The sequence below is a fragment of the Psychromonas aquimarina ATCC BAA-1526 genome (assembly GCF_000428725.1).
Classification (GTDB): domain Bacteria; phylum Pseudomonadota; class Gammaproteobacteria; order Enterobacterales; family Psychromonadaceae; genus Psychromonas; species Psychromonas aquimarina.
In genome coordinates, this window is record NZ_AUAM01000016.1 from 1 (window position 1) to 24,384 (window position 24,384).

A 24,384-nucleotide genomic window follows, 5' to 3' on the forward strand; every position below is an offset into this window, starting at 1 on the left:
TTGCTTAGATCACCTCAGCAGCTCACCCGAGCTAGTCGATGAAATCTTACCGTGGAATTATAAAAAGCGTTCAGTGTAGTTTGCCGGACGCTTACGATGGAAAGTGTTTTGGGGGCCTTATTTTTTCTTATTTTTTCCTATTTTTTCTGAAATGTCATATTTAGAAAGGTTTGCAGTACCTAAGGTAAAAGCGATTATGTCAGAGCAGAGGAATACCATGGGGGTATTTGAAATGTCTGATGTAACTGATTTAATAACCTAGCTTAGTTATTTAATTAGACCAGAATATGTTAATTATTTTTAGTGAGTTCGTACAATGTTGTATTTGTTCATAAATGCTTCAGAGCTAAAAGTACCAGCAAGAGCCCCAAAAGAAATTGTAAATACGATAATAAACGGAACCGGCCTTATATATTCATGCTCTAAATAATTCGAACCAAACCAATGCATCAATGCCGCGATTAAAAAAATAAAAAAAGATGTTTTATTTGCCGTGAAGAATAAAGGAATATCACACCAGTAAAGCTTCTTGCTGGCTTTAAAACGTTCTAATCCTAAATATATGTAAGACAGTAGAGAGAAGACTGCAATAAGAGTAATTAATGCTGCATCCGGAAGCAGGGGTAAACTCGTCAACAATGAATACCCCATTTTTAAAGAATAAATTCCCATCATCAGCCAAAAGATAATTAAAGGCCCTAAAACAAGTCCCACGGTAACTCCATCGTTTAATCTAACTTACGAATATAAAGGTTTAATTTTATATTAAAAATTCGTGCAAGTAGTAAAATGCCGCATAGAGATACAATAAACGTAATAATGTTTGTGATAAAGGAATTAAACTCGTTTGTATTGTTCATTGACAGCATATAAATACCACCATTGTATATGGCGTGTGCAAATATTGAAGGCCAAAGAGAACGACTAAAATAATAGAGTCCCCCAAAAAAACACCCCAAAAAAAACGCTGCTGGTATTTGGTATAAATTTAAATGAAATATTCCAAAAAGTAATGCAGATAAAATAATAGATTTCTTAGGAGAATAATGACTCAAAAAGCCTCTTAAAATAATACCTCTAAATAGCATTTCTTCTAATAAAGGTGCTATAACGCAAATTGCAATTATAGTTATAAAGCCACTACTCATCATTCGATTGAGCATATCTAAACTAGCTTTATCTTCCGGCATGAACAACGCGATGAATGAAATAAAATCAACAAACCACCACATAGCCCCCAAAATAACAATAAAAATGGGAGGGAATAATACGGCTACTGTACTAGAAACAGAGTTTATTGAGGAGTGAAATAACGTTGGATAAGTGAGCCCTGTAAAATGCATTGAAGCTGTAATTATAATGCCTGTAGATAGCACAGAAATAACTGAAGATTGGGGATCTCCATATTTGAAAATAATACCAGCATCGTAAAAGCCTGCGCCTATTAAAATTTGTAGTGCAAATAAGGTAATTACAATGGCGAATGCAATTAATAAATTTGGTTGATTTTTATTCATCCTTGAGCCTATTGTTCATTAGTGGTCTAACTCCTTTGTTAGATGCTATTGCTCCGACCTTCTTGCAAACTTTAGAAATGATATTGCTCCGCTGACAAGTGCATGTAGCACTGAACCAAGAGCCACTAATGCGATAGAGGCAACAAAGTAGACGATCAGCAGCCTACTTGATGGATCCACATCTAGAACATCCCTTTTTTCTCTAATATCTGAAATAAATAGGGGAAACTGAGCTGACAAGAAATCCCCAATAATTTTTACAGCTGCGACAGATTCGGGCTGATATAAAACCTGAAATATAGTGGTAAGCAGTAGAATTGTTACGACAAGAGCTGCAGTCATCATAATTAACCCTGTGAATTTGGCAAAGTTTTCCACCATGATGCAAACATACTCCTTATACTTAGTAGGCATTTAACGTTTTAATAACTGACGAAAAATTGCGGGCTAAAATCGCGTAGTTATAACCCACTGTTTTAGCTTAGTTGATTAACTTCTTAGGTTGTAAAAATTTTCATAACCGACTGAACGAAAACTAGCACTGAATTTTTCATTTGAAAAATAGCTTTCACACAGATCATGGGATCGCGTCTTGCCTTTTGCTTTGAATGGCAAAACGTAATACCTGACCCTAATGGGTTATTTGTTATAGCAAACTATTTCTGACAATTGCACTCTTTAGCAACGATTTTAAGTTCTGTAATATATTCTTGAGTGGCCTTTTGAAAAATAGGTTCACTTAGTTTTTGGAAGTGCATTGAGAATTCGGGTAATGCAGACTTGCTAGCCGCTACTTCTTTTTTACCAATTGGCGACGTATAAAACTCAATTAACTGATCTAATTCGTGGTCACTGAAATTTTTACCATAGTACAGTCCCCAAACTTTAACTATTTCTTCTGCGCCCCAAGGTGCTTGCATCTTACCCATGAAGCTATTAAAAGCATTCTGAAAACGAGACTGGAATTCTTCATTTGGGTTAATTTGAGATAACATTTGAGACATCATTTCTTGCCCCATCTTCTCTCCTTGAATTTTCCCCATTTCCAATTGACTATCAAACATTTCTAAAAGCCCTTGTGCTTCCATCAATGTTTTAATCTTTGCTTCTTTTTCACCCGCACTTACTCCAATAGCAACAAGCGAGAGTAAGACAATACAACACAATTTATTCATTCACATTTTTCCTGTTAATTTAAAACAAAACTATTTTAGGCAAACACTAAGCTGTAACGCCTAAATAAAAGCTAACTGTTTTATGTCTGTTTAAACGACTTATTAGCTGGCAATATCAGTAATTAACGCAGTCGTTTCTTTTTCCGTTTTCTTCTTCGTAAACGTTTTACTTTCATAGCTGGGTTTACAACCCTTACATACTTCAATTGTTTTCGATGCCAGTAATACTCCATTGAAACTAAGCAAAGAAGAATTACGGGCAATGTATACACTTCAATAAAAAACCAAAAGAACCAAAATGGCTCTTCATTAAAGTAAATAACTTCGCCTTCCCATGATATGTAGCCACTAAATATTGCTGTATAAATGTTCCAAATTAAATATAAACTTAGACCTTATTAAGTTGCGGAAATACTCTCTGAGCTTAATCAACATGAAACGAATAAGTCCTATGACAGCTAACAGCTTTACATACATCGCAGTGACGCAATTGTCTTGTTGTGTATGTTCTTTACTTAAAATGTCACAATAACCAAAAAATCAAATCAATTCAATAAATTGCCAATATATATGCTGAATCGTGATTCAACTAATGTGTTACTCGGAAGATATACACATTTTTTAAACACATCTGAGCCTTTTTTTATATAAGGGAACTTGGAAATGCTCCTGATAACCTTTGCTGCAGTTACGGTTTATCCAAAACTGCAAATGTTGAAGAGTTTTACCTTTTCAGCTGTACTATTGAAAGCACTGCTAAATAAAAACGCTTCTCCTGTAGTTCATCCCCCAACCGCGATCAAAAGTTACTTTTTTGAATATTACAGGCATAATGACTGCTTTCTATAATTGATTTATATCAAGGTCAAAAAAATTGAAATTTACCAATAAACAAGTCATTTTGTTCGATTTAGACGGCACGCTGATCGACAGTGCGCCGGATTTAGCATTAGCCGTAAACCATATGTTAACCACGCTGGAGCGTCCGACATTCAGTGAAGATATTATCCGTTCCTGGGTAGGTAATGGTGCGCGTACTTTAGTGCAGCGCGGTTTATCTGGTCAGTCAGAAGTTGCTGAAGATCTTGATCCTGCTTTACTTGAAAAATCCCTGCAGACTTTTTTAGATTTCTACAAAAACAATTTATGCATTAAAACGGCCACTTATCCGCAGGTACGTTCAACCTTAAAAATCTTAAAAGCCCACGGTTACCGTTTAGTGATTGTGACCAATAAACCTTTTGATTTTATTGAACCGATTCTTGAAGGGCTGCAGTTAACCGGATTATTTGAAATATTATTAGGCGGTGACTGTTTAGAAAAACGTAAACCGGATCCGCTGCCGTTACTGCATATCTGTGAAAAACTCAATGTGACCCCGGAGCAGTGTGTGATGGTCGGGGATTCAAAGAATGATATCCTGGCGGCGAATGCTGCTTCTATGCAGAGTGTCGGTTTAACTTACGGGTATAATTACGGCGAAGATATCGGCCTGCATAATCCTGACCTTGTTTTTGACGACTTTGCGGATCTGATTGCTGTATTAGGCAATACTAATGAATATGCGCTGGCAGACTAACTGCCGCGTTTACCTTCTGTCGATTATTACTTTAAGGTCAGCATGTTAGACGTTACACAAGCTAAATTAAAACCTGCAAAAATAGCCATTGTCGGCGGCGGTATTGCCGGCGCTTCCGTAGCGTTATATCTAAGTGAATTAGGCCTGGATATTACCCTTCTTGAAAAAGGGCCGAGTTTAGTTAACGGTCCGCCTATCTGTCATCTGCATGCCGGCGGCAACTTATACCGGGAAATTTCCGAACAGCAGTGTTTAACCCTGCTGGCACAGTCTATTGATCTGCTGCGTTTATATCCCTATGCTGCTGACTATCGACCCACTGTAGTAGCTGTGCCTAAACATGATAAAGGTACGCCGGAGCAGCTGCTGCCGCGTCTTAAGACGTTACAAACTGAATATGAACGTCTGATTAATCTTGATCCTTTAAACAAAGTGCTTGGTGAAAGTCAGGATTATTTTCAGCTGTTTGACCGCACAGAGCTTGAATGTTTAGCCTTGCAGGAGCCGCTTGATAAACCGCAGACTTTAGCGCAGTGGATGATTCCTGTGGCTAAAAATGCGGATCTGGACAAGCTGCAGTTTCCATTGATTATGGTGCATGAATTTGGTTTAAATATGTTTCGTTTAGGGGCTTCGGCTGCACTTTCCCTCGAAGCTAATACCTGCTGTCAGGTGTTGACTAACAGCACGGTGACGAGAATAAGCCCGGCTTTACCCGGCAGTGGCTGGCTGGTTGATTATCAGCAGGCTGGTTTAAACAAGCAGGGGGAATTTGATTATTTAATTAATGCGGCTGGTTTTAGGAGCGGTCTGATTGATGATCTGTTAGGTTTTAAACGGCCGCGTCTGGTTGAGTTTAAGGCCGCCTATGTCAGCAGGTGGACTGAGTGTGACTGTATCTGGCCGGAAGTAGTTTTTCATGGAGAGCGGGGCACGCCGCAGGGCATGGCGCAGTTTACTCCGTATCCGGGCGGTTACTTTCAGCTGCACGGCATGACCGAAGATATTACTCTGTTTAAACAGGGCTTAGCGGCCAGTACAGAGCAGAGTGCGCAGCCTAAACTGGCGGAAGTCTTTTTAAATAAAATAGATCAGAGCTGGACTGAGCCGGAAATCATAAAGCGTACTAATCGTGCCATTGCCCATCTTAGTGCTTATATTCCCAGTTTCAGCAGCGCGCAGATCGGTGCTAAACCGTTATTTGGTGCACAGCAGATACCCGGCGGTGATCCGACACTGCGGGCTGCTGATGTTTCCTTTGTAGGAGATAACTATGCGCGCTGTGAAACGGTTAAAGCATCCTCGGTGTTAACCGCTGCCGATGTTATTCTGCAGAAGCTTATTAGTACCGGGCTGGTGGATAAAAAAACCAAAGCATTACGTTCTTTTCCAGTCAGCGAACGGGTGAGTGAGCAGGTCATAACATTACGCGCCGAAGCTTTAACTAAAGAGCGTGAGTTTCCGCTGTCTTTTGCCCATATCAACAGTACAAAACCTTAAGTTTTTGTACATAAATAAAAAAGCCGCCTGTTTTTAATTCGGCGGCTTTTTAATACCTTCTGATTTAGCGATTAAATTGCCAGCTCTTTTTCCAGCATGCTGATAATGCCTGCTTCATCTTTACTGTCGCGCAGCTGATCGCGGAAACTCTCATGAATCAGTTTACGTGCCAGGCTGGAGAAGATACGCATATGCTGATCGCCTTGTTCTTTATTTAAGGTCAGCATAATAACCACATCCACATCACCGGAATCAGACTGCCAGTCAATGGGTTTATTAAGGTGGGCAATACTGATACTCGAGTCGCGGATATGCTCAGATTTAGTATGCGGAATCGCAAAACCGTGTCCCAGCGCGGTAGAGAATACAGCTTCTCTTGCCCAGATATCTTCCTCCAGTTTATAGGTATTCTCGGTGCGTCCGTGCAGGCCTAAATTACCAACCATTGACTGAATCACTTCCTCTTTACAGGAAAAATCGGCATTCTTTAAGACACACTCTGTAGATAACAGCGGTTTACTTTCCTGAGTGGCAGAAGCCTTATCCAGCAGTGCCTGTACATCGGTTATGGTCGGACACAAGCAGGCTTGTTCAAAAAGCTCTTGGCAGTCGCTGCTGTTAAGTTTGCTGAGGGCTGCTTTAGCCGGGGCTATTTTAGGCGCGCTCATGCTGATTTCATCTAAACCGGCACCGATCAGCAGCGGCAGTACTTTGGCATCTGCGCCGAGCTCGCCGCATAAACCGACCCAGTGGCCGTACTGGTGTGCGGTACTGACTACCTGATCCAGCATACGCAGGAAGGAGGGCGCCAGACTGTTATACAGGTGCGCTACGCTGTCATTATCGCGGTCCACGGCGAGCAGGTACTGGGTCATATCATTTGAGCCGATACTGAAAAACTCAACTTCCTGACAGAACTGATCAATAATAAATGCAACGGCTGGAATCTCTACCATAATGCCCAGCGGCACATCGTTGTCAAATTCCAGCTCCTGTGCTGTCAGTCTGTTTTTTACTATTTCTATCTGCTCTTTAACCCAGCGGATCTCTTCAATGCTCTGGATCATCGGGATCATGATTTTCGCATTACCATGTAAAGAAGCCCGAAGAATGGCACTAAGCTGGTTATGGAAAAGGTCGATAAAGGCCGGATAAATACGCACGGCACGGTAACCTAAGAAGGGGTTAGCTTCCTGCGGCAGATTCAGATAATCAATGGGTTTATCACCGCCGATATCCATGGTGCGGATGATCACCGGTTTATCACCGGCCGCCTGTAAAACCTGACGGTACTGCTGGTACTGCTCCTCTTCCTTAGGCGCTTCACTGCGGTCCATAAACAGCATTTCCGTGCGGAATAAACCAATGCCCTGTGCTCCTTTTTCAAATGCCGGCTGCGCTTCAACGGAGCAGGCAATATTAGCTGCAATTTCAATACCTTTACCGTCACTGGTTTGTGCGGAAAGGGCAGCATAAGCACCTTGTTTGTCGCTTAGCTGCTGGTTCAAAGTGATAGCGCGGTCAAAGTAGCAGCGTACTCCTTCATTGGCCTGCACCGCCAGTACACCGAGGCTGGCATCCAGATACACTTCACTGTTTAGAGCATCTGTACACTGGGCGGCTTCAATGCCCGATAATGTCGGGATATTAAAGGCACGTGCCAGAATAACCGTATGTGAAGTACTGCCTGCATGGGTAAGTATTAACCCCTGCAGCAGCTCTTTATCCAGACCAAGAAACTGGCTTGGCGTCAGGTCATTAGCGATAACAATCGACGGCTCAGTTAAGGTTAGCTTAGCCGTGATTTTAATGTCCGGGTAAGCTGCACAGAGAAGCTGCGTGGCAACATCGCGTATATCCACAACACGCTCACGCAGATAAGCACTGGATGACTGTTCCAGCTGCTGACTGACGGTTTCAAGACTGGCTAATACTGCATTGGCTGTTGACTGGCCGGCCAGATGTTTCTTGATATCATCAACAAAAGTGATGTCGTTAAGAATAGACAGGTGTGCGCTGATAATCTCTTTTTCAGCACCGTCGGCACCTTGTACTGCCAGCTCGAGGTTATTAGTGACCTGCTGGCGGGCATTATCAAAACGGGCGGTTTCATCATACTGGATTTCTGTGCGGAACAGGTTGAGATTGATATCTTCATTGCCGATTAAAAGGCCTTTGCCTATGCCTAATGCCAGGCATTTGCCCTGCAGCAGAGTCGGCTGGTGGCGCAGCAGCGACTGCGGCAGTACGATAGCTTCACTGGCACCGGGTTTATCTAAAGCCTGATCGCAGTGAGCAAATTCATTATTAATATATTGGGTCAGTTTGTGCAGCGCCTGCCGGCTGTCTTGACCGTCAAAAGTAAGAATACAAGCGTCATTAAGCAGGGTGTCGGTGCCGACTAAAGATAATACACTTTTAGCATTACCCGTATTGCCGCTGCGCAGGTTGGTCAATGTGATCTCACAATCAAACTGTTTACACACTTTTTCCAGGTGGCTGGCCGGACGTGCGTGAATACCGTTTACAAGACTACAGTTAAATTTTAATTCATTTTTCATGGAGTTGGCCTTATTCATTTCATCAATTTCTGACACTGGGAAAAAATATTCTGGGGTTTCTTAAGTGCATCCTGAATACTGACGTTGATGCATAACTTGCTTTCAAAGCGTTCGCCGTATTCGACTCTGATATCGGCCGCCATTACCACAATATCTGCCCTGTGAATGTCCTGCTCGGTGAGACGGTTTTCGATACCCATTGCTCCCTGAGTCTCAACCTTAATGGGAATACCGAGTTTTTTAGCGGTATCACTGAGTTTATCAGCGGCCATATAGGTATGTGCGATACCTGTAGGACAGGCGGTAACTGCGACAACTTTCATCATTATCTCCTTAAGAGAGGATTATTTTTGATGATGCTAATATAGAAGTTTGCTGAAATGTTTAGTAGAAGAGAAAGCAACCCTTTGCTGGACATTTGTAACACCTGAAAATAAGCGTGATCGAGGTCTCGTTTACAAGGGCAGGTAAGCGGACAGTTAAACTGTCCGGTGCATGATTTAGTAAGAGCAGGGTTACTGCGCCTTGTCCCGGCCCATCAGCTCCCACATCTGATGGGCGATGCTGTACTGCGGAATGCCCTGTTCATCAAGGCTGTCGGTATCCACCCGCCAGGCGAAGATGCCTCGGGCGCCGTGCTCTCTGGCGATATCAATAAACGGCTGCGGTGAATCAGACGGGCGGTTGTGGATTTCACTGGCTAAACCGATTAGCATTTTTGATACATCCACACCGCTGTCTGCAAACTGGTCGATAAAATGGAAGCGCTCGCCCCAGTAAGTCTGCAGGTTTACATAATCAAAATTATCATTAACCACTTTTCCATCCCATACCGCCAGTGAGGTATGATCCGGTGTAATAGTTAACAGATAGGGATTATCACCGCGCTTATCTTCAATGCTTGCTTTGTCCAGGCGTTCTCTGAGTGCCTTAACCAGCGCTGTAAACTGAGGCAGGGTAATAGGATCTCCTTCAATTTCATAATCCATATCGAAACCGTCAAGCTTATGAGCACGTATCATTGTAACTACGCTTTCGGCAAATACCTGCGGATTCTGTGCGCTTTTCCAGTAATCCTGTATGCTCCAGCCTTCAGAAATAAGCAGTTTAATATCAGGATTTTTTTCACGGGCTAATTCAACTATCTGGTCGATACGCTCCTGATCGCTGAAAGGCGCTTCTTTATGAGCATTTTCATAACCTAACTCGTAGATTCCGTCACCATCTTGATCATAGGGATGAGCAAAAGCGATATACACAAAATCCATCTTTTCAAAGGGGGTATCATCGCGCAGGCGGTTTTCCCAGTCATCACCAAAAATACCAAAAAAGTGACCTATCAGCTGGGTATTTTCTGCTTTATCCCGGCTGCTCTTTCCTTGACTGCTGTCGATACTGCTGCAGCCGCTTAATGCTGTCAGAGCAAGCGCTATGGTCAGCAGTGTGATTGTGAATATATATTTTTTTACTATCTTGAACATGGAGTTTTCCTAAGTTATCTGGCATTTATGAGGGATAGAAAGATGTATGTATTTCTTTATCGGGGCAGTGAAGCCACCGCATATTAATGCGGCGGCGGTTTGGGATTAAGACTGGGGAGGTGTTGCACTCATAACAAAGTGCAGGGTACCGCCGGCTTTAAATTCGCTGTGGTCAAAGAACAGACCTTCGCTCAGCGGCTGACCGTTAATGCTGACCGATTTGACATATAAATTGTCCGGGCCGTTATTTTCTGCAGTAATGGTAAATTCACCGTTTTCTACCGGTATGGTCGCTTTGTCAAACAGCGGGCGTCCTATGGTATAGGTACTGTCTCCCGGCGTTATCTGATAGAAACCTAATGCGCTTAAGACGTACCAGGCGGACATCTGACCGACATCTTCATTACCGACAATGCCTTCGGGAGTTGCCAGATAAAACTCTTCGAGGATCTGGTCAACATACTCCTGGGTTTTCCACGGCGTACTGGTGTAGTTATACAGATAAGGCACATGCTGATCCGGTTCATTACCATGTACATACTGGCCGATTAAACCTGTCATATCTGCTGTGCCTTCCTGCTCTTCAGCATTAAATAATCCGTCCAGATTTTTCCTGAAGTCCTCTTCGCCGCCCATCAGTGTTTTTAAACCGTTGATATCATGCGGAGCAAACCAGGTCCACTGCCAGCTGTTTCCTTCGGTATAATCACCGGTTTCATGCTCGGCATTGTAGGGGTCAAAAGGTGTACGCCAGCTGCTGTCTAATAATACCGGACGCATAAAGCCGCTGACATTATGCTCACTGTATTCAGCCGGGTTATAGTCGAAATAACGCTCAAAACCTTTAGAGCGCTGCATATAAGTATCATATACCTGCTGATTACCGGCGAGCTGCGCAATCTGCGCGATACACCAGTCGTAATAAGCATTCTCTAAGCCGTAGGAGACTGACTCGGCGGTTTCATCTGCCGGTGCAAATCCTTCTTCATCTATATATTTGATATGCAGGGTCATTACTTTACTGAGCAGTTCCTGGTCCCAGTGCTGGAAGTCTTCTGGATGCCAGGTAGAGCTGGCAATACCTGCCAGCATTGCATCTTCAAAGTCCTGTGGGGTGAATTCCTGCGGGTATTTGATCATCGCATCGGCAATCACAGATACCGCCGGGTAACCGACCATAGTGCCGGTGTAGTTACCGTGCAGTTCCCATTTCGGCAGCAGACCGCCTTCTTTTTGTTTTTGGATTAAATTCATGGCGTAATCTACGGCACGCTGCGGTTCGGTGATGGTTTTCAGCGGATGCAGAGCACGGAAGGTATCCCACATGGAGTAAACCGTGTAGTTGGTTTTGCCGTCGAAGTTCTGGTAAATGTTTTTATCCATGCCCGGATACTGACCGTCCACATCCTGATGGATCATCGGCGCCAGTTTAGTGTGATAAAGCGCGCTGTAGAAAATAGTTTTTTCTGTTTCTGTGCCGCCTTCAATCTGGAAGCTCTCTAAGCTGTCTTTCCACTTGTTTTCTGCCTGAGCACGGGCCTGATCAAAGTTTATGGATGCTGCTTCAGCATTAAGATTGTCTTCAGCGCCTTGTGTGCTGACCGGTGACAGGGCGACTTTTATTTCGATCGGACTCTCTGAAGGTTCAAACTCAATAAAGCTGACCACATCTTTACCGTTAGCCGTGCTGCCGTCGACCTGTTCTCCTTCATTAGTGATAGTGTATGACTTGATAGGCGATGAAAATTTGGCGATAAAGAATACCTGTTGACCATCTGCCCAGCCGCCGCTGATACGTTTACCTATAATGGTGTTTTCATCTACAAAGGTGATTTCATTTTCCAGGCTTACTCCGCCCCAGTCTTCATTGAGGGTATGACCGAGATCCACTTTTAGTTTCTGAGACTGCTGATCTGCGTATGTGTAGCGGTGCAGGCCGACACGCTGTGTTGCGGTCAGCTCTGCATTAATACCTGAATCATCCAGCTTAACCTGATAATAACCGGCACCCGCCTGTTCATTACTTTTCTGGAATTTTGAAGACTCACGCTGCTGATCATCACTGTAGGGCATAAACAGAATATCGCCGAGATCCCCGATACCGGTGCCGCTTAAATGGGTATGGCTGAAGCCGTATACCGTGTCGTCATCGTAATGATAGCCGCTGGAAGAGTGCCAGCCGGTTAAATGTGTATCCGGGCTAAGCTGCACAAAACCTTCCGGCACAACTGCACCCGGGAAAGTGTGGCCGTTGAACCCGGTGCCGATAAAGGGATCAACATACTGCAGTACATTGACCGGTTCGGACGGATCCGTCTCCTCAGTTGTTTCTGAGTTGCAGCCTGCTAGTGATGTAATGGCGGCGGTGAGTGCAATGACCAGTGTGCGTTTTTTGAACATAAGAGACCTCTAGTTTAAGTGAATCAAACACGATGTAATTTATTAACAGTGCGTCCCAGCATGCTCTGCTGCGCTCCGGCAGTCTTCATAGAGACGATATTATGCTTTGATACTTACCAAGAGATAGGTGAAAAATGTGCTTTTTATAGGACTTATGTAACCAGGAAAATGTTTTGTGACTGCACTCTCAATAAGGGCCTGTTTATCTTTGCTCTTTGTTCCTGCTGGAGGCTATTTTTGTGCTCAGCAAGGCAGAAGTCATGCAGTGTAGTCACTCTACATTAATGACTGATAACGATGTTGAGTGTAAAAATAGCCCCAGCCCTTCGGGTTGAGGCTGAAAATCCCTCACTCTGCGTTGCTCATCACTCATTTAGAACAACTAAACTTCATTCTTCGCGCCTTGATTGAGAAACTTTCAGTCTCAACAGGGGCAATTTTCAAAGATAAACAGGCCCTAGATAAAAGCGTTGTAAATGAGAGCATTATCTCACTTTTCCGGGGCGGGTAATTTAGTCCAGTAATTGCGTCAATAATCCCATTTAAAGCATTGCGAAGCGCAGGTTAGTATTTCTGCGCAAAAAACAAACAGCAGTGAAATTCCCCGTACAGTCTGGTTATCTGCATGGGGATCTTTATCAGATTAGGAGTGGTTATGTTTAAACGTTCTATTGTAACGCTTGCAGTTGCAGCCGTAGTCGGCCTCAGCGGTTGTAATTCCGAAGACACTAATTCAGGAGAGGGCGGCGATCAGCCTGAATATTATAAAGTGCTTGATTATGTTGATCCGTTTGTCGGTACCGGCCCTGACGGGCATACTTTTCCCGGAGCGGTTTATCCTTCCGGTATGGTGCAGTTAAGCCCGGATATCACTATGGAAGGCTGGGGCTCGGCAGCCGGTTATTTTGATGACGGCACCATCCATGACATTCCGGTTTACGGTTTCAGTCATACTCACTTAAGCGGCACCGGTATTACCGATCTCGGGGATATATTAATACTGCCCTATGCGGATCAGAAAAATGCCGTTTATAACACTTTTGATAAAGACTCTGAAAGCGCGACACCCGGGTATTATTCGATGCTGTTAAAGCGCGATAATATTAAAGCGGAGCTGACCGCCAGCCCGCGTGTGGGTTATCATAAATACAGTTTTGCCGAGGATCAGATTCAGTTTATTAAACTAGATTTAGCGCATACCCTGAATGCCAGCTGGGGTAACGATCCGGATCCGACCTTCAATGAAATTGAAATCATTGATGAGTATACGGTTCGCGGTCATCGTAAGAGTAATTTATGGGCGAAAAATCAAAGCGTCTATTTCTATGCGAAATTCTCTTCTCCGATTATCAGCAGCAGAATCGTTGCCGATGATATTGATATTGATTTGTCAGAGTCCAGCGGCAATATCGAAGCGAACGAAATAGTCTCTTACTTTGAGTTTGCGCCTTCAGATAAACCGCTTGAAGTCCGTCTGGCTATATCACCAACCAGTGTACAGGGCGCGCAGTTAAACCTTGAAGCTGAAGTTCCTGACTGGGGATTTGACAATGTATTGGCGAATGCACAGAAAACCTGGGCGGATGAGCTGAGCAGCGTTGCAGTTGAGGGCGGTACAGCAACCGAGAAGACCAACTTCTATACCGCGCTTTATCATACTCAGATTGCGCCGATGATTTTCCAGGATGTTGACGGCCAGTACCGTGCTATGGATCCGGAGCAGACGATTAAACAGGCAGACGAAACACCGAATTATACGATTTATTCCATGTGGGATACCTTCCGTGCCTTCCATCCGCTGCAGACGGTTATTAATCCAGATAAAGCGCAGGATTATGTGAATGATCTTATTCGTAAACAGCAGGACGGCGGCTTACTGCCGAAATGGGAACTGCACGGTCATTATACCGGTACTATGGTTGGTTATCCGGCGGTATCGATTATAGCCGATGCGGTCACCAAAGGTTTTGAAGTTGATATTAACGATGCGCTGCACGCTCTGAAAGAAACCACTATTTATGATCTGTCGCGTTTTCCTGACTGGGATCAGGGAACGCTCGGCGGGGTGCAGAATATTCAGATGCAGGATCATATCAATCTGGGTATTGTGCCGCACGGCTGGTGGAACTCCGCATCCTACGGTATTGAATACTCCTATTATGACTGGGCCGTTTCTGAAGTTGCCGCGATTGCCGGTGACGAAGTAACTAAACAGGAATATCAGAAACGTTCTCAATATTATCTTAATTACTGGGATCCGCAGGAACGTTACTTCCGTGCAGTTAATGCAGACGGCTCATTTTATCTGCCTGAAGGAGAAACTGAATTTGACCCCTACCTTGTTGATGAGTTTGCCTTTACCGAAGGTAATGCATGGCAGTGGAAATGGCAGATTTTCCATGACTTTGACAATCTAGAAACCTTGATCGGCGGCCCGGATCAGTTTAAGCAGGATCTGCTGGCACTCTTTGAAGCGGATGAGTCAACCAGCGGTGAAGATCTGCCGGATATGACCGGATTTATTGGCCAGTATATGCATGGTAATGAGCCTTCACATCATATTGCTTATTTGTGGAACAGAACCGATGAAGCATGGCGTACCCAGGAGTATCTGGATCGGGTGATGCGTGAGTTCTACACACCGACACCGGACGGGCTGATCGGTAATGAAGATGTCGGACAGATGTCAGCCTGGTATGTGCTGAGTGCCATGGGCTTTTATCAGGTAACACCGGGCATTCCGGAATACACCATAGGTCGTCCGCTGTTCAGCAGGGTAGAAATAAAACTGCCGGACGGGGTGTTTACTATTACTGCGAATAATAACAGTCCGGCTAATAAGTATGTTAAAGAGGTGACTATCAATGGTGTGCCGTTAGGTAAAAACTGGACATTTAAACATAGCGATATTACCGCAGGCGGCGAGCTGCGTTTTGAAATGACAGGTAAAAAGCCTGCTTCATAAACCGCCTCTATAGTAGTATTTTAAGTTGTACGTAAGTGCTTGTTATTAAATGTGATAACAGGCATTTTTTGCTTTCTGTTATTTACCCGGTAGATAACATGAGAGGCAAATCACATCATTTTTCGCTGGTTACAAATGTGCAGCTAATGCGTAATTAATTCTATATCCGTGCCTTTTTATTTTTCACATAATCCCTGCATATTCATTATTTATAAAAAGTAATTATCCAAGGAGATATTATGTTTAAGAAAAGGTTTGTTCCGCTGGCTATAGCAATGGCTCTGGGCATATCAGGATGTAATTCTGATTCAAGCAGCGAAGAAGGCGGCGGCGGTGACGGCGGAGTCGTTGATACAAATGTGCTTGATTATGTGGATCCGTTTATCGGTACCGCGGCTTCCGGTCATACTTTCCCCGGCGCGGTTGTTCCTCAGGGCATGGTGCAGCTGAGCCCGGATACAACCTTAGAGGGCTGGGACTCTGCCAGTGGTTACCATGATGCCAGTGATTATAAGAAAGGCATCATTATCGATAAAGATATTCCCGTTTACGGTTTCAGCCATACCCATCTTAGCGGTACCGGCGTCACCGATTTAGGCGACATATTAGTTCTGCCTTATACAAGTGAAGAAAATGCCGAGCAGAATACCTTTGATAAAGACTCCGAGCAGGCCTCGGCCGGTTATTACAAAGTGGTGTTAAATGATTCGCAGATTGAGGCGCAGTTAACCACATCAACACGTGTTGGTTATCATAAATACAGCTTCCCGGAAGGCAGTGACAGAAAAGTCAAACTGGATATCGGCCATACTTTGAAAGCCAACGGCGGCGAGAGCATTGTTAATGAGATTGAAGTGGTTGATGCTTATACCGTACGCGGTTACAGAAAAAGCGGCTCCTGGGTTAAAAATCATAAGATATATTTCTATGCTAAATTCTCCGCACCGATTGCTGAGGCCTTTACACGTAATCAGGACGACGAACAGCGTCCGCTAGTTTATGGTGAAGTACAGAGTGATATTGATATTGCCGCTTATTTAGATTTCGGATCAGAAAGCAGCGAGGCGGTTGAAATCCGTGTTGGTCTGTCGCCGGTAGACTGGCAGGGAGCAGAGGCTAATCTGGCTGCTGAAGTGCCTGATTTTGGTTTTGACAAGGTGAAGACGGATGCTGAAGCTGCCTGGAGCAAAGAGCTGTCGGTGATTGAAGTAAAAGGCGGCACGGATGTCGAGAAAACCAATTTTTACAGCGGCTTTTATCACAGCCAGATTGCACCGATTGTGTTTGAAGATGTGGACGGCCGCTATCGTGACTTATTAGGCAATATTCGCGAAGGCAGCGGATTAACTAACTACTCAATTTATTCGATGTGGGATACCTTCCGCGCCGTGCATCCGCTGCAGACTATTATCTATCCGCAGCGTGCGCAGGACTTTGCAAATGATCTGATCCGCAAACAGCAGGAAGCCGGTATTCTTCCTAAATGGGAAGCTCATTCAAGCTACACGGGCACCATGATAGGTTACCCGTCGGTGGCGATTATTGCCGATGCTATTGTTAAAGGTATGGATGTGGATCCGAATACAGCACTGCTGGGTGCCGTTGAAAGCTCAACCTATCATCCGGAAGATTTCCCGCAGATCCCTGATGAAACTTTGGCGTCATTGATGCCGGGACAGTACAGCTATTACGAAGCATATAAGTACATCCAGGTACCAAACTGGAACTCGGTTTCCTATGCGCTGGAGATGTCTTATTACGACTGGACTATTGCGCAGATTGCTTTGGCTGCCGGTAATACCGCCGCTTATGATAAATATATGGATCGCAGCACCTGGTCGCAGAATCACTGGGATCCGGAAGAGAAGTACTTTGTTCCCGTTGACGAGAACGGTGACAAGATTGCCGAGTTTGACCCGTACAAGGTGGATCACTACTGGTTTACGGAAGGTAATGCATGGCAGTGGCAGTGGACACTGATGCAGGATCTGGATCGTTTAACCGAATTAATGGGCGGCACAAACGGTTTGAATCAGAAATTAGACGAGTTGTTTACTGCAGAGTCTAATGAAGGTGATCTGCAGGATATGACAGGTTATATCGGTCAGTATGTACATGGCAATGAACCTTCTCACCATGTGATCTATTTATACAACCGTACCAATGAAACCTGGAAAACTCAGGAATATCTAGATCAAGTTTATAAGGACTTTTACCACAATGGCCCCGACGGTCTGATTGGTAACGAGGATGTTGGTCAGATGTCCGCCTGGTACATTATGAGCGCTATGGGTTTCTATCAGATCACGCCTGGAGACCCGACTTACACTATCGGCCGTCCAATATTTGATGAAGTCATTATTAACCTGCCTGACGGTGAGTTTAAAGTGACTGCTGAAAATAATGGTCCGAATAACCTCTATGTGAAGGAAGTGACCATTAACGGTAAACCTCTGGATCAGTTTAATACCTTCAAACACAGTGAAATTTATGCCGGTGGTGAACTGCATTTTGTAATGACCGCCGAGAAACCAGCAATATAAAACCGACAAGGTAAGGGACTGATTATCCCTTACCTTTTTCTACACAGTTCCCTGCCGTTTTTTAATTCTTCTCTAATAGAGAGGCGGCTTAACTGTATCTGAATTTTACGATTATTTAAGATTTATGGAGATAATATGTTTAAACGTTCATTAATCATCAGCTCCGCTGTTTTGTCGATCGGCCTGTTCGGCTGTGATGACCAGGCGCAGGAAAGCCCCTCTGATCAAACATCGCAGTTACTGCAGTATGTTGACCCTTTTATCGGTACTGACGGCCTGGGTAATGTTATTCCCGGGGCCGTTGTGCCGGAAGGAATGATCCAGCCGAGCCCGGATGGTGCCAAAGAGGACGGCACACCGACGGATTACCACTACTCCAATGACCGTATTACAGGTTTCAGTAATACCCATATTTCCGGAGCGGGTAAAGGGGATATGAATGATTTCGCCTTTATGCCCTATAGCGGTTTTAACTCAGGTACGGCAAGCATAGATAAAACCTCCGAAATTTCTGTACCCGGCTATTATTCGGCATTTTTAAAAGAGACCCAGATAACCACTGAACTGACCGCAACAAAACGGGTTGCTTTCCATCGTTATACCTTTCCGGAAAATCAGGAGAAAAAAGTCAAACTGGATGTAGGTCATGAGCTGCTGGGAGAGTGGGGTAACCATACTCGTGAAATCACCTTTAAAATAATCGGTGATAATGCCGTAGCAGGCATGCGGGTAAGTAATGAATGGGCGCAGTACCAGACCGTCTATTTTTATGCTGAATTCTCACAGCCCTTTGATTCCTATCTGATTTTAAATGAAGGAGTACAAACCACTGAGACAGAAATTAACAGCAGCCGCGATGTGATTGCCCATTTTAACTTTGCCGCCGCGGATGATCCGCAGCTGCAGATGAAAATCTCAATTTCACCGCTCAGTATTGAAGGCGCGCAGAACAATATGGCTGCGGAAAGCAGTGCTTTTGAATTTGATCTGGTACGTGAACAGGCGTCTAAAGCCTGGGGCGAGGTACTGGAAAAATTCCAGCTGAAAGGTGGTACTGATGCTGAGAAAACCATGTTTTATACGTCACTTTATCATACTTACTTTGCACCTTTTGTTTATCAGGACAGTGACGGTCAGTATCGCGGCATGGACGGTAAGGCTTATCAGGCGGCTGAAGGTTTCACTAACTACTCGGTTTATTCGATGTGGGATACCTTCCGGGCGGCTCATCCGCTGAAAACAATTCTCGATAAGCAGCGTTCAGTGGAATATGTGCATGACCTGCTTAATAAATATAAAACCGGCGGTGTGCTGCCTAAGTGGGAGCTGCATTCCGATTACACTGGTGAAATGGTGGGTTACCCTGCGGTTTCAGTGATTGCCGATACCATGATTAAATATCCGGATGCTTTTAGCCAGCAGGACTTTGAATTAGCCATGCAGGCCGCTGAGGTAAGCGCCAACTTTGATATGAGCATTACTGATGACTGGATCCCTTACCAGGACTCCTGGAACGGCGATAAACGCTGGATAGTAATGACCCGTCACGGTGAGTACCAGGAAGAGCTCGGTTATGTACCCGCGGATATTAAAGATAACCCGGCAGATGTCTACGATACCATAGTCAATGAGTCGGTTTCTTATGGTTTAGAAAATGCCTACTACGACTGGTGTATTGCGCAGATTGCCCGCCTTGCGGGGGACACAGTGCAGGAAGCCCGTTATCTGGAACGTTCAAAAGCCTTTAAAAACTACTTTGACTACAACCCGGCTGAATACGGCCAGTATAGTTCAACTGGTTTTATGCGCCCGAAAAATCTGGACGGCTCCTGGGTGAATAATATGTCTTCCTGTGAAGGAGATGACTGTGAAGGGGAGCCGAATGACTACTTCTGGCCCTATAAAGCCGAACACCGCGGCGAGAACTTCACCGAAGGTAATACCTGGCAGTGGACCTGGTTTGCACCGCACGATATAAACGGCCTGAAAGAGGTGATGGGTGGTGAACAGAGCTTCCTGGCTAACCTGAATGCGCTGTTTAATGCGGATTCCGATGCCGATACCAGTCAGGGAGATATGACCGGTTATATCGGTCAGTACGTACATGGTAATGAGCCGGATCATCATGTTATCTATCTTTACAACTATACCAGTGAGCCCTGGAAAACCCAGGAATATCTGGATCAGGTCATGGATAACTTCTACCTGCCTACACCAGAGGGATTAATCGGTAATGAAGATGTCGGACAGATGTCAGCCTGGTACATCATGAGCGCCATGGGTTTCTATCAGATATCACCTGCGGAGCCGGTTTATACCATAGGCCGTCCGCTGTTTGATGTGATGGAAGTGACCATTGACGGAGGTACTTTTACCATTACGGCGGAGAATAACAGCCCGGATAATATCTATGTGGAATCGGTAACCATCAATGGTAAAAAACTCGATGCTAATAACACCTTTAATCATAACGAAATTTATCCCGGAGGGCAGCTGCGCTTTGTTATGAGCAGCAGTAAACCGGCACTTTAACAACACTGCTGCACTCTGACGCTGTAGTGCTGTCAGAGTGCCGCCTAACTGAAAAAACTGGAGTTCTTATGTTTAAACGTTCACTGACTGCAACAGCTGTTGCAGTTGCTTTATCTTTTGCGCTGGCCGGCTGCGATGATGAATCGACAGATACTAGCGTGCCTGAGCCGAGCCTGGATCTGGTGCAGTATGTTGATCCGCTGATCGGTACCGGCGGACTGGCGAATACTTACCCGGGAGCGACGGTTCCCCACGGCATGGTGCAGCTGAGTCCGAATAACGGCAGCGGCGGCTGGGATTATATCAGCGGCTACAGTTATCATGACGACCGTCTGGTCGGTTTCAGTCATACTCAGCTTTCCGGTACAGGAGCGGGGGATCTCAATGATATTCTGCTTATGCCCTTTAACAGCCGCTCGGATCAGAAACGTGGTGATCAGGAAGCTTCCTATTTCAGCCATGATAATGAGCAGGCACAAGCTGGTTTCTACAGTGTACTGCTTGATGATTACGGCATTGAAGCCGAGTTGACCACAACCAGCCGCGTTGGTTTTCACCGTTATACCTTCCCTCAGGATACAGACTCTAAAGTGGTGCTTAACCTGGGTTATGCCCTGAATTGGGATTCACCAACGGATACTGTGATCCGGGTGGTGGATGAAACAACAATAGAAGGCTACCGCTATTCCACCGGCTGGGCTGCCGATCAGCGCGAACATTTTGTAATTAAATTTTCCAAGCCGATGACCGGATTTGAATTGAGAGATGATCTTAATGACCAGATAGAGAACGGCTCTGAAGTACAAAGCTCACATACGCGCGGCTATTTCAGTTTCGACAGCAGTGAAGCGGAAACTGAGGTTCTGGTGAAAGTGGCGTTATCGTCGGCGGATATTGAGGGGGCTTATAAAAACCTTGAGCATGAGCTTCCGGGCTGGGATTTTGATCAGACCAGAACAGCCGCCAGTCAGGCATGGCAGGATGAACTGCAGAAAGTGCGTGTCAGCAGTGATGATGAAACAAAAAAACGTATCTTCTATACCGCTGTTTATCACTCCTATTTAGGTCCGACACTGCATTCCGATGTCGACGGACGTTATAAAGGCGCGGATCATCAGGTTCAGCAGGCGCAGGGATTTGACCGTTACGATACCTTCTCATTATGGGACACTTACCGTGCCACTCATCCGCTGCAGACGCTGCTGGAGCCTGAGCGGGTTAGTGATATGGTGAACTCCATGCTGGCACATTATCAGGAAACCGGACTGCTTCCAGTGTGGTCGTTCAAAGGCAATGAAACCAATATGATGCTCGGTTATCATTCAGTACCGGTTATTGTTGATGCCTGGTTAAAAGGAATTGACGGATTTGATCCGCAGCTGGCGCTGCAGGCGATGAAGGATTCTGCTGACTCTCCGCGCGAAGAGATAGTTCTTTATCGAGAAAATGGTTATGTACCTTATTCTGAGGAAGAGGGCGGTGACGGCTGGGCTGCTTCAAGAGCGATGGAATACTCCTATGATGACTGGGGCATTGCGCAGATGGCAAAATCACTGGGTGATCAGGCAGGTTATGAGCACTTCAGCAAACAGGCTAAAAACTGGGAAAACCAGTATGATGACAGCCGCGGCTGGTTTGTACCGAGACTGGAAAACGGTCAGTTTATTGCCGACTTTGATCCGGAACGTTATGAAGCCGGTTTTGCCGAAAGTAACGGCTGGCAGTATTTCTGGCATGTACAGCATGATACGGCCGGGGTGATTGATAAACTGGGGCAGGAAGCTTATATACAGCGTTTAGATGATCTCTTTGAAACTACGCCGGATCCTGAGCAGGAGCTGCCTATCTTCAGCACCGGTATGGTCGGACAGTACGTACAGGGCAATGAGCCGGATCATCATGCGCCTTATCTGTTTAACTACGTCGGTCAGCCCTGGAAAACTCAGAAATGGCTGAAAGAAATTGTCGATGTCTGTTATACGGATCAGCCGGAAGGTATCTGCGGTAATGATGATTACGGGCAGATGTCCAGCTGGTACGTGTTCAGCGCAATGGGTTTCTACCCGGTAAACCCTGCGGATCAGCGATATATTATCGGCAGCCCGATTTTCCCGAAAGTGGAGCTGAATCAGCCGAACGGTAATACCTTTACCATCACAGCAGAAAATATTTCCGAGCAGAATATTTATATTCAGTCAGTTTCTCTCAATGATATCAGCCTGGATCGTTCATGGATCAGCCATGACGAGATAACTCAGGGCGGCACACTGTCATTTGTAATGGGAGATACACCGAACCAAAGCTGGGCATCAACGCCGGAAGCTTTTCCGCCTTCGTGGACAGCAGAGGGGGGAGTTAAGTAACGTTTCTCTTAGTTTATCTCGTTCCCATGCTCTGCGTGGGAACGCATAGCTTTGCTTTCTGGTTGATGCGGCAGTTTATCGTCTTAATCCCACTCAGAGCATTGCACAAACAGGGGCCGTCCGTGGCAAGTGCCGGACTTGTTACAAGGGGAAGCAAGCACGGCAGTCCATGAAGATATTAAAAACGGGTTCGATAGGTTATCCAGGCGTTATTATCACTGTCACCGGTGAATACAATGACGTTGTCTTGATCGACTTTATAGCCAATTTGGAATTCAGCAGAGAAGTCTCTTATCTCTTCACCATCAAGCCCGTAGCTGTATTGGGAGATTCCTACAGAACAGTTACCGAACCTCAAGTAAATTCAAGCGATCATCTTCATTGTGTTTAGGTACTAGAGCACTATAGAGTTTAAAAACTAAGCAGCTAAATTTAATGAAATATGTAAATTAGTGATCATTGCTGTTCGGTTTAAGTCGAATTCATTTAACCTTAACCCAATATACCGGGCTCTTGGGCCTTTCAGCCACCGCGGGGGCGGTCCAAGGTTTGGCAACAACACTTTTTCCCTGCTGGTATAATCCATTGGTCCAGGCTGCGGCTAAATAGCCTCGATCTATGCTGAGTTCATTGACAGAGCCATAGCTTAATACTTTAGGTTTTAGCCGCTGACTGGCTTTATGCTCAGGTTCATTAGCCGGACGAACACAAGGTGCAAGAATTAACCGACTATCTAAATCAACGGCAATATGCTGCTTAAATCCATTTATGGTTCGGGAGCTTGATTTTCGTCCGTGCCGCATTATTAAGCAGAGGCTGCCTGTATTAACGGGCTGCACTCTGTTTTTACTTCATCGGAGGCAGCTGCAGATTGCTGATAGCAGGCTGTAGAGATAACCTGTAATGCTGAAAATACCTATGCTTTACTTGAAGAACTGTGAGCCTGCTTAGATCTGTTTGTAGATCAATTTAAATTATCTCTAATTATTAAAATTGAAAAAGGAGACTAAATAGTCTCCTTTATGTACTTTTTTAAAAAGCGAGATTCAAACCTATCTGATAACGCCACTCTGTTTCGCCTGCATTATCTCCCGGTATATAGATATTTTTATCTGCATCAACCAGCTGCAGATATGGGCGTACATCAGGCTTCCATTTATATACAAGTTTAAATGTATGCTCGCGGCCTGTTAATTCACCATTAGCAAGCTCGCCACTGTGGGCGGTTATTTGATCAAAATAGGTGTAAGCATAAGAAACTTGATAATCGTCTGTATTATAACCAGTCCAGACATCGTAACGATTACGACGGACCGTTTCATCTTCACCAAAGTCATTTTGCATCGGTGCATTTGAAAAGTCATAACGATAACGACCATGCACAAACAAACCATTATCAAAATTATAATTTAACTTCAGATAAGGCATCATAAAGGTATTACTGCTTAGAAAATTCATGGTTAAACCTGGATTTAACGTAAAATTCTTATTAACGGCGTAGGTATAATAGTTAGTAATTTCAGTATTAGATATACGTAAGTTTTCACCAAATGAGTCACCATAACTACCGTGAAAAACATTGGTTAACATTTCAATACCATAACCATTGTCAAAATGGTTACCAAGTATTAAACGAGTACGATGGCGGTCAGAAGGATCACGGTATTCATGACGTAGATCGAGGTATGCGGCTTGTGCTGTAGAGCTGAGTACGGAGAAAACAACACCTGCAATAATTTTATTTTTCATTTTGGTCTCAATTTAAATA

General features: G+C 44.6%; 15 protein-coding genes and 1 pseudogene. 6 read left to right on the plus strand and 10 right to left on the minus strand.

The window, feature by feature from the left end:
- Nucleotides 1-300: 300 nt before the first annotated feature.
- The 4 genes from G337_RS0106875 to G337_RS0106890 form a co-directional block, all read right to left on the minus strand.
- Nucleotides 301-714: a hypothetical protein gene (locus G337_RS0106875; protein WP_028863234.1), complete on the minus strand. Its 414-nt coding sequence runs from the start codon at nucleotides 712-714 to the stop codon at nucleotides 301-303.
- Between the two features lie 14 nt (nucleotides 715-728).
- Nucleotides 729-1,517, minus strand: coding sequence for a CPBP family intramembrane glutamic endopeptidase (locus G337_RS0106880; RefSeq protein WP_028863235.1), 789 nt, complete (start codon nucleotides 1,515-1,517; stop codon nucleotides 729-731).
- 45 nt (nucleotides 1,518-1,562) lie between these two features.
- Nucleotides 1,563-1,898 carry a hypothetical protein gene (locus G337_RS0106885; RefSeq protein ID WP_028863236.1) on the minus strand — a complete coding sequence of 112 codons (336 nt, stop codon included), beginning with the start codon at nucleotides 1,896-1,898 and terminating at the stop codon, nucleotides 1,563-1,565.
- A gap of 275 nt (nucleotides 1,899-2,173) precedes the next feature.
- On the minus strand, nucleotides 2,174-2,692 hold the full coding sequence (locus G337_RS0106890) for a DUF2059 domain-containing protein (RefSeq protein WP_028863237.1): 519 nt from the start codon (nucleotides 2,690-2,692) through the stop codon (nucleotides 2,174-2,176).
- An 874-nt stretch (nucleotides 2,693-3,566) separates the two neighbouring features.
- Between G337_RS0106890 and G337_RS0106900 the strand changes: the two genes are divergently transcribed.
- Together G337_RS0106900 and G337_RS0106905 are read left to right on the plus strand one after the other, a co-directional pair.
- Nucleotides 3,567-4,271: a phosphoglycolate phosphatase gene (locus tag G337_RS0106900; protein WP_028863239.1), complete on the plus strand. Its 705-nt coding sequence runs from the start codon at nucleotides 3,567-3,569 to the stop codon at nucleotides 4,269-4,271.
- A 42-nt stretch (nucleotides 4,272-4,313) separates the two neighbouring features.
- Complete coding sequence (locus tag G337_RS0106905) at nucleotides 4,314-5,771, plus strand: FAD-dependent oxidoreductase (RefSeq protein WP_028863240.1); 1,458 nt, start codon at nucleotides 4,314-4,316, stop codon at nucleotides 5,769-5,771.
- A 71-nt stretch (nucleotides 5,772-5,842) separates the two neighbouring features.
- Here the strand turns inward: G337_RS0106905 and ptsP are convergent, their stop codons facing one another.
- From ptsP to G337_RS0106925, 4 genes are all read right to left on the minus strand, one after another.
- The gene (gene ptsP, locus G337_RS0106910; protein ID WP_028863241.1) at nucleotides 5,843-8,332 is read right to left on the minus strand and encodes a phosphoenolpyruvate--protein phosphotransferase; all 2,490 of its coding nucleotides are present in this window, start codon (nucleotides 8,330-8,332) and stop codon (nucleotides 5,843-5,845) included.
- A gap of 14 nt (nucleotides 8,333-8,346) precedes the next feature.
- Nucleotides 8,347-8,655 carry a fructose PTS transporter subunit IIB gene (locus G337_RS0106915; RefSeq protein ID WP_028863242.1) on the minus strand — a complete coding sequence of 103 codons (309 nt, stop codon included), beginning with the start codon at nucleotides 8,653-8,655 and terminating at the stop codon, nucleotides 8,347-8,349.
- A 192-nt stretch (nucleotides 8,656-8,847) separates the two neighbouring features.
- The gene (locus tag G337_RS0106920; protein WP_028863243.1) at nucleotides 8,848-9,813 is read right to left on the minus strand and encodes a glycosyl hydrolase family 18 protein; all 966 of its coding nucleotides are present in this window, start codon (nucleotides 9,811-9,813) and stop codon (nucleotides 8,848-8,850) included.
- A 105-nt stretch (nucleotides 9,814-9,918) separates the two neighbouring features.
- Nucleotides 9,919-12,213, minus strand: a complete 2,295-nt coding sequence (locus tag G337_RS0106925; RefSeq protein WP_028863244.1) for a GH92 family glycosyl hydrolase — start codon at nucleotides 12,211-12,213, stop codon at nucleotides 9,919-9,921.
- A gap of 655 nt (nucleotides 12,214-12,868) precedes the next feature.
- On the opposite strand from G337_RS0106925, the gene G337_RS0106930 reads away from it, so the two are divergent.
- The 4 genes from G337_RS0106930 (at nucleotide 12,869) to G337_RS0106945 (ending at nucleotide 22,616) form a co-directional block, all read left to right on the plus strand.
- Nucleotides 12,869-15,178, plus strand: a complete 2,310-nt coding sequence (locus G337_RS0106930; protein ID WP_028863245.1) for a GH92 family glycosyl hydrolase — start codon at nucleotides 12,869-12,871, stop codon at nucleotides 15,176-15,178.
- A 239-nt stretch (nucleotides 15,179-15,417) separates the two neighbouring features.
- A complete protein-coding gene (locus G337_RS0106935) occupies nucleotides 15,418-17,721 on the plus strand; it encodes a GH92 family glycosyl hydrolase (protein ID WP_028863246.1) in 2,304 nt (767 codons plus the stop codon).
- Nucleotides 17,722-17,856: 135 nt separating this feature from the next.
- A complete protein-coding gene (locus tag G337_RS0106940) occupies nucleotides 17,857-20,253 on the plus strand; it encodes a GH92 family glycosyl hydrolase (protein ID WP_028863247.1) in 2,397 nt (798 codons plus the stop codon).
- Between the two features lie 68 nt (nucleotides 20,254-20,321).
- A complete protein-coding gene (locus G337_RS0106945; RefSeq protein ID WP_028863248.1) occupies nucleotides 20,322-22,616 on the plus strand; it encodes a GH92 family glycosyl hydrolase in 2,295 nt (764 codons plus the stop codon).
- A gap of 542 nt (nucleotides 22,617-23,158) precedes the next feature.
- Here the strand turns inward: G337_RS0106945 and G337_RS0106950 are convergent.
- Both G337_RS0106950 and G337_RS0106955 read right to left on the minus strand, forming a co-directional pair.
- Nucleotides 23,159-23,419, minus strand: a pseudogene (locus tag G337_RS0106950) (IS1182-like element ISLpn13 family transposase); the annotation flags it as partial.
- 229 nt (nucleotides 23,420-23,648) lie between these two features.
- Nucleotides 23,649-24,365: an oligogalacturonate-specific porin KdgM family protein gene (locus G337_RS0106955; protein ID WP_037027179.1), complete on the minus strand. Its 717-nt coding sequence runs from the start codon at nucleotides 24,363-24,365 to the stop codon at nucleotides 23,649-23,651.
- Between the last annotated feature and the right edge of the window lie 19 nt (nucleotides 24,366-24,384).

Bases quoted from the DNA above. Each gene is read 5' to 3' on its own strand.
- G337_RS0106890 (WP_028863237.1), bottom strand. From the start codon at position 2,692: ATGAATAAATTGTGTTGTATTGTCTTACTCTCGCTTGTTGCTATTGGA.
- G337_RS0106935 (WP_028863246.1), top strand. From the start codon at position 15,418: ATGTTTAAGAAAAGGTTTGTTCCGCTGGCTATAGCAATGGCTCTGGGC.
- G337_RS0106905 (WP_028863240.1), top strand. From the start codon at position 4,314: ATGTTAGACGTTACACAAGCTAAATTAAAACCTGCAAAAATAGCCATT.
- G337_RS0106885 (WP_028863236.1), bottom strand. From the start codon at position 1,898: ATGGTGGAAAACTTTGCCAAATTCACAGGGTTAATTATGATGACTGCA.
- G337_RS0106925 (WP_028863244.1), bottom strand. From the start codon at position 12,213: ATGTTCAAAAAACGCACACTGGTCATTGCACTCACCGCCGCCATTACA.
- G337_RS0106915 (WP_028863242.1), bottom strand. From the start codon at position 8,655: ATGAAAGTTGTCGCAGTTACCGCCTGTCCTACAGGTATCGCACATACC.
- ptsP (WP_028863241.1), bottom strand. From the start codon at position 8,332: ATGAAAAATGAATTAAAATTTAACTGTAGTCTTGTAAACGGTATTCAC.
- G337_RS0106940 (WP_028863247.1), top strand. From the start codon at position 17,857: ATGTTTAAACGTTCATTAATCATCAGCTCCGCTGTTTTGTCGATCGGC.
- G337_RS0106955 (WP_037027179.1), bottom strand. From the start codon at position 24,365: ATGAAAAATAAAATTATTGCAGGTGTTGTTTTCTCCGTACTCAGCTCT.
- G337_RS0106880 (WP_028863235.1), bottom strand. From the start codon at position 1,517: ATGAATAAAAATCAACCAAATTTATTAATTGCATTCGCCATTGTAATT.
- G337_RS0106930 (WP_028863245.1), top strand. From the start codon at position 12,869: ATGTTTAAACGTTCTATTGTAACGCTTGCAGTTGCAGCCGTAGTCGGC.
- G337_RS0106920 (WP_028863243.1), bottom strand. From the start codon at position 9,813: ATGTTCAAGATAGTAAAAAAATATATATTCACAATCACACTGCTGACC.
- G337_RS0106945 (WP_028863248.1), top strand. From the start codon at position 20,322: ATGTTTAAACGTTCACTGACTGCAACAGCTGTTGCAGTTGCTTTATCT.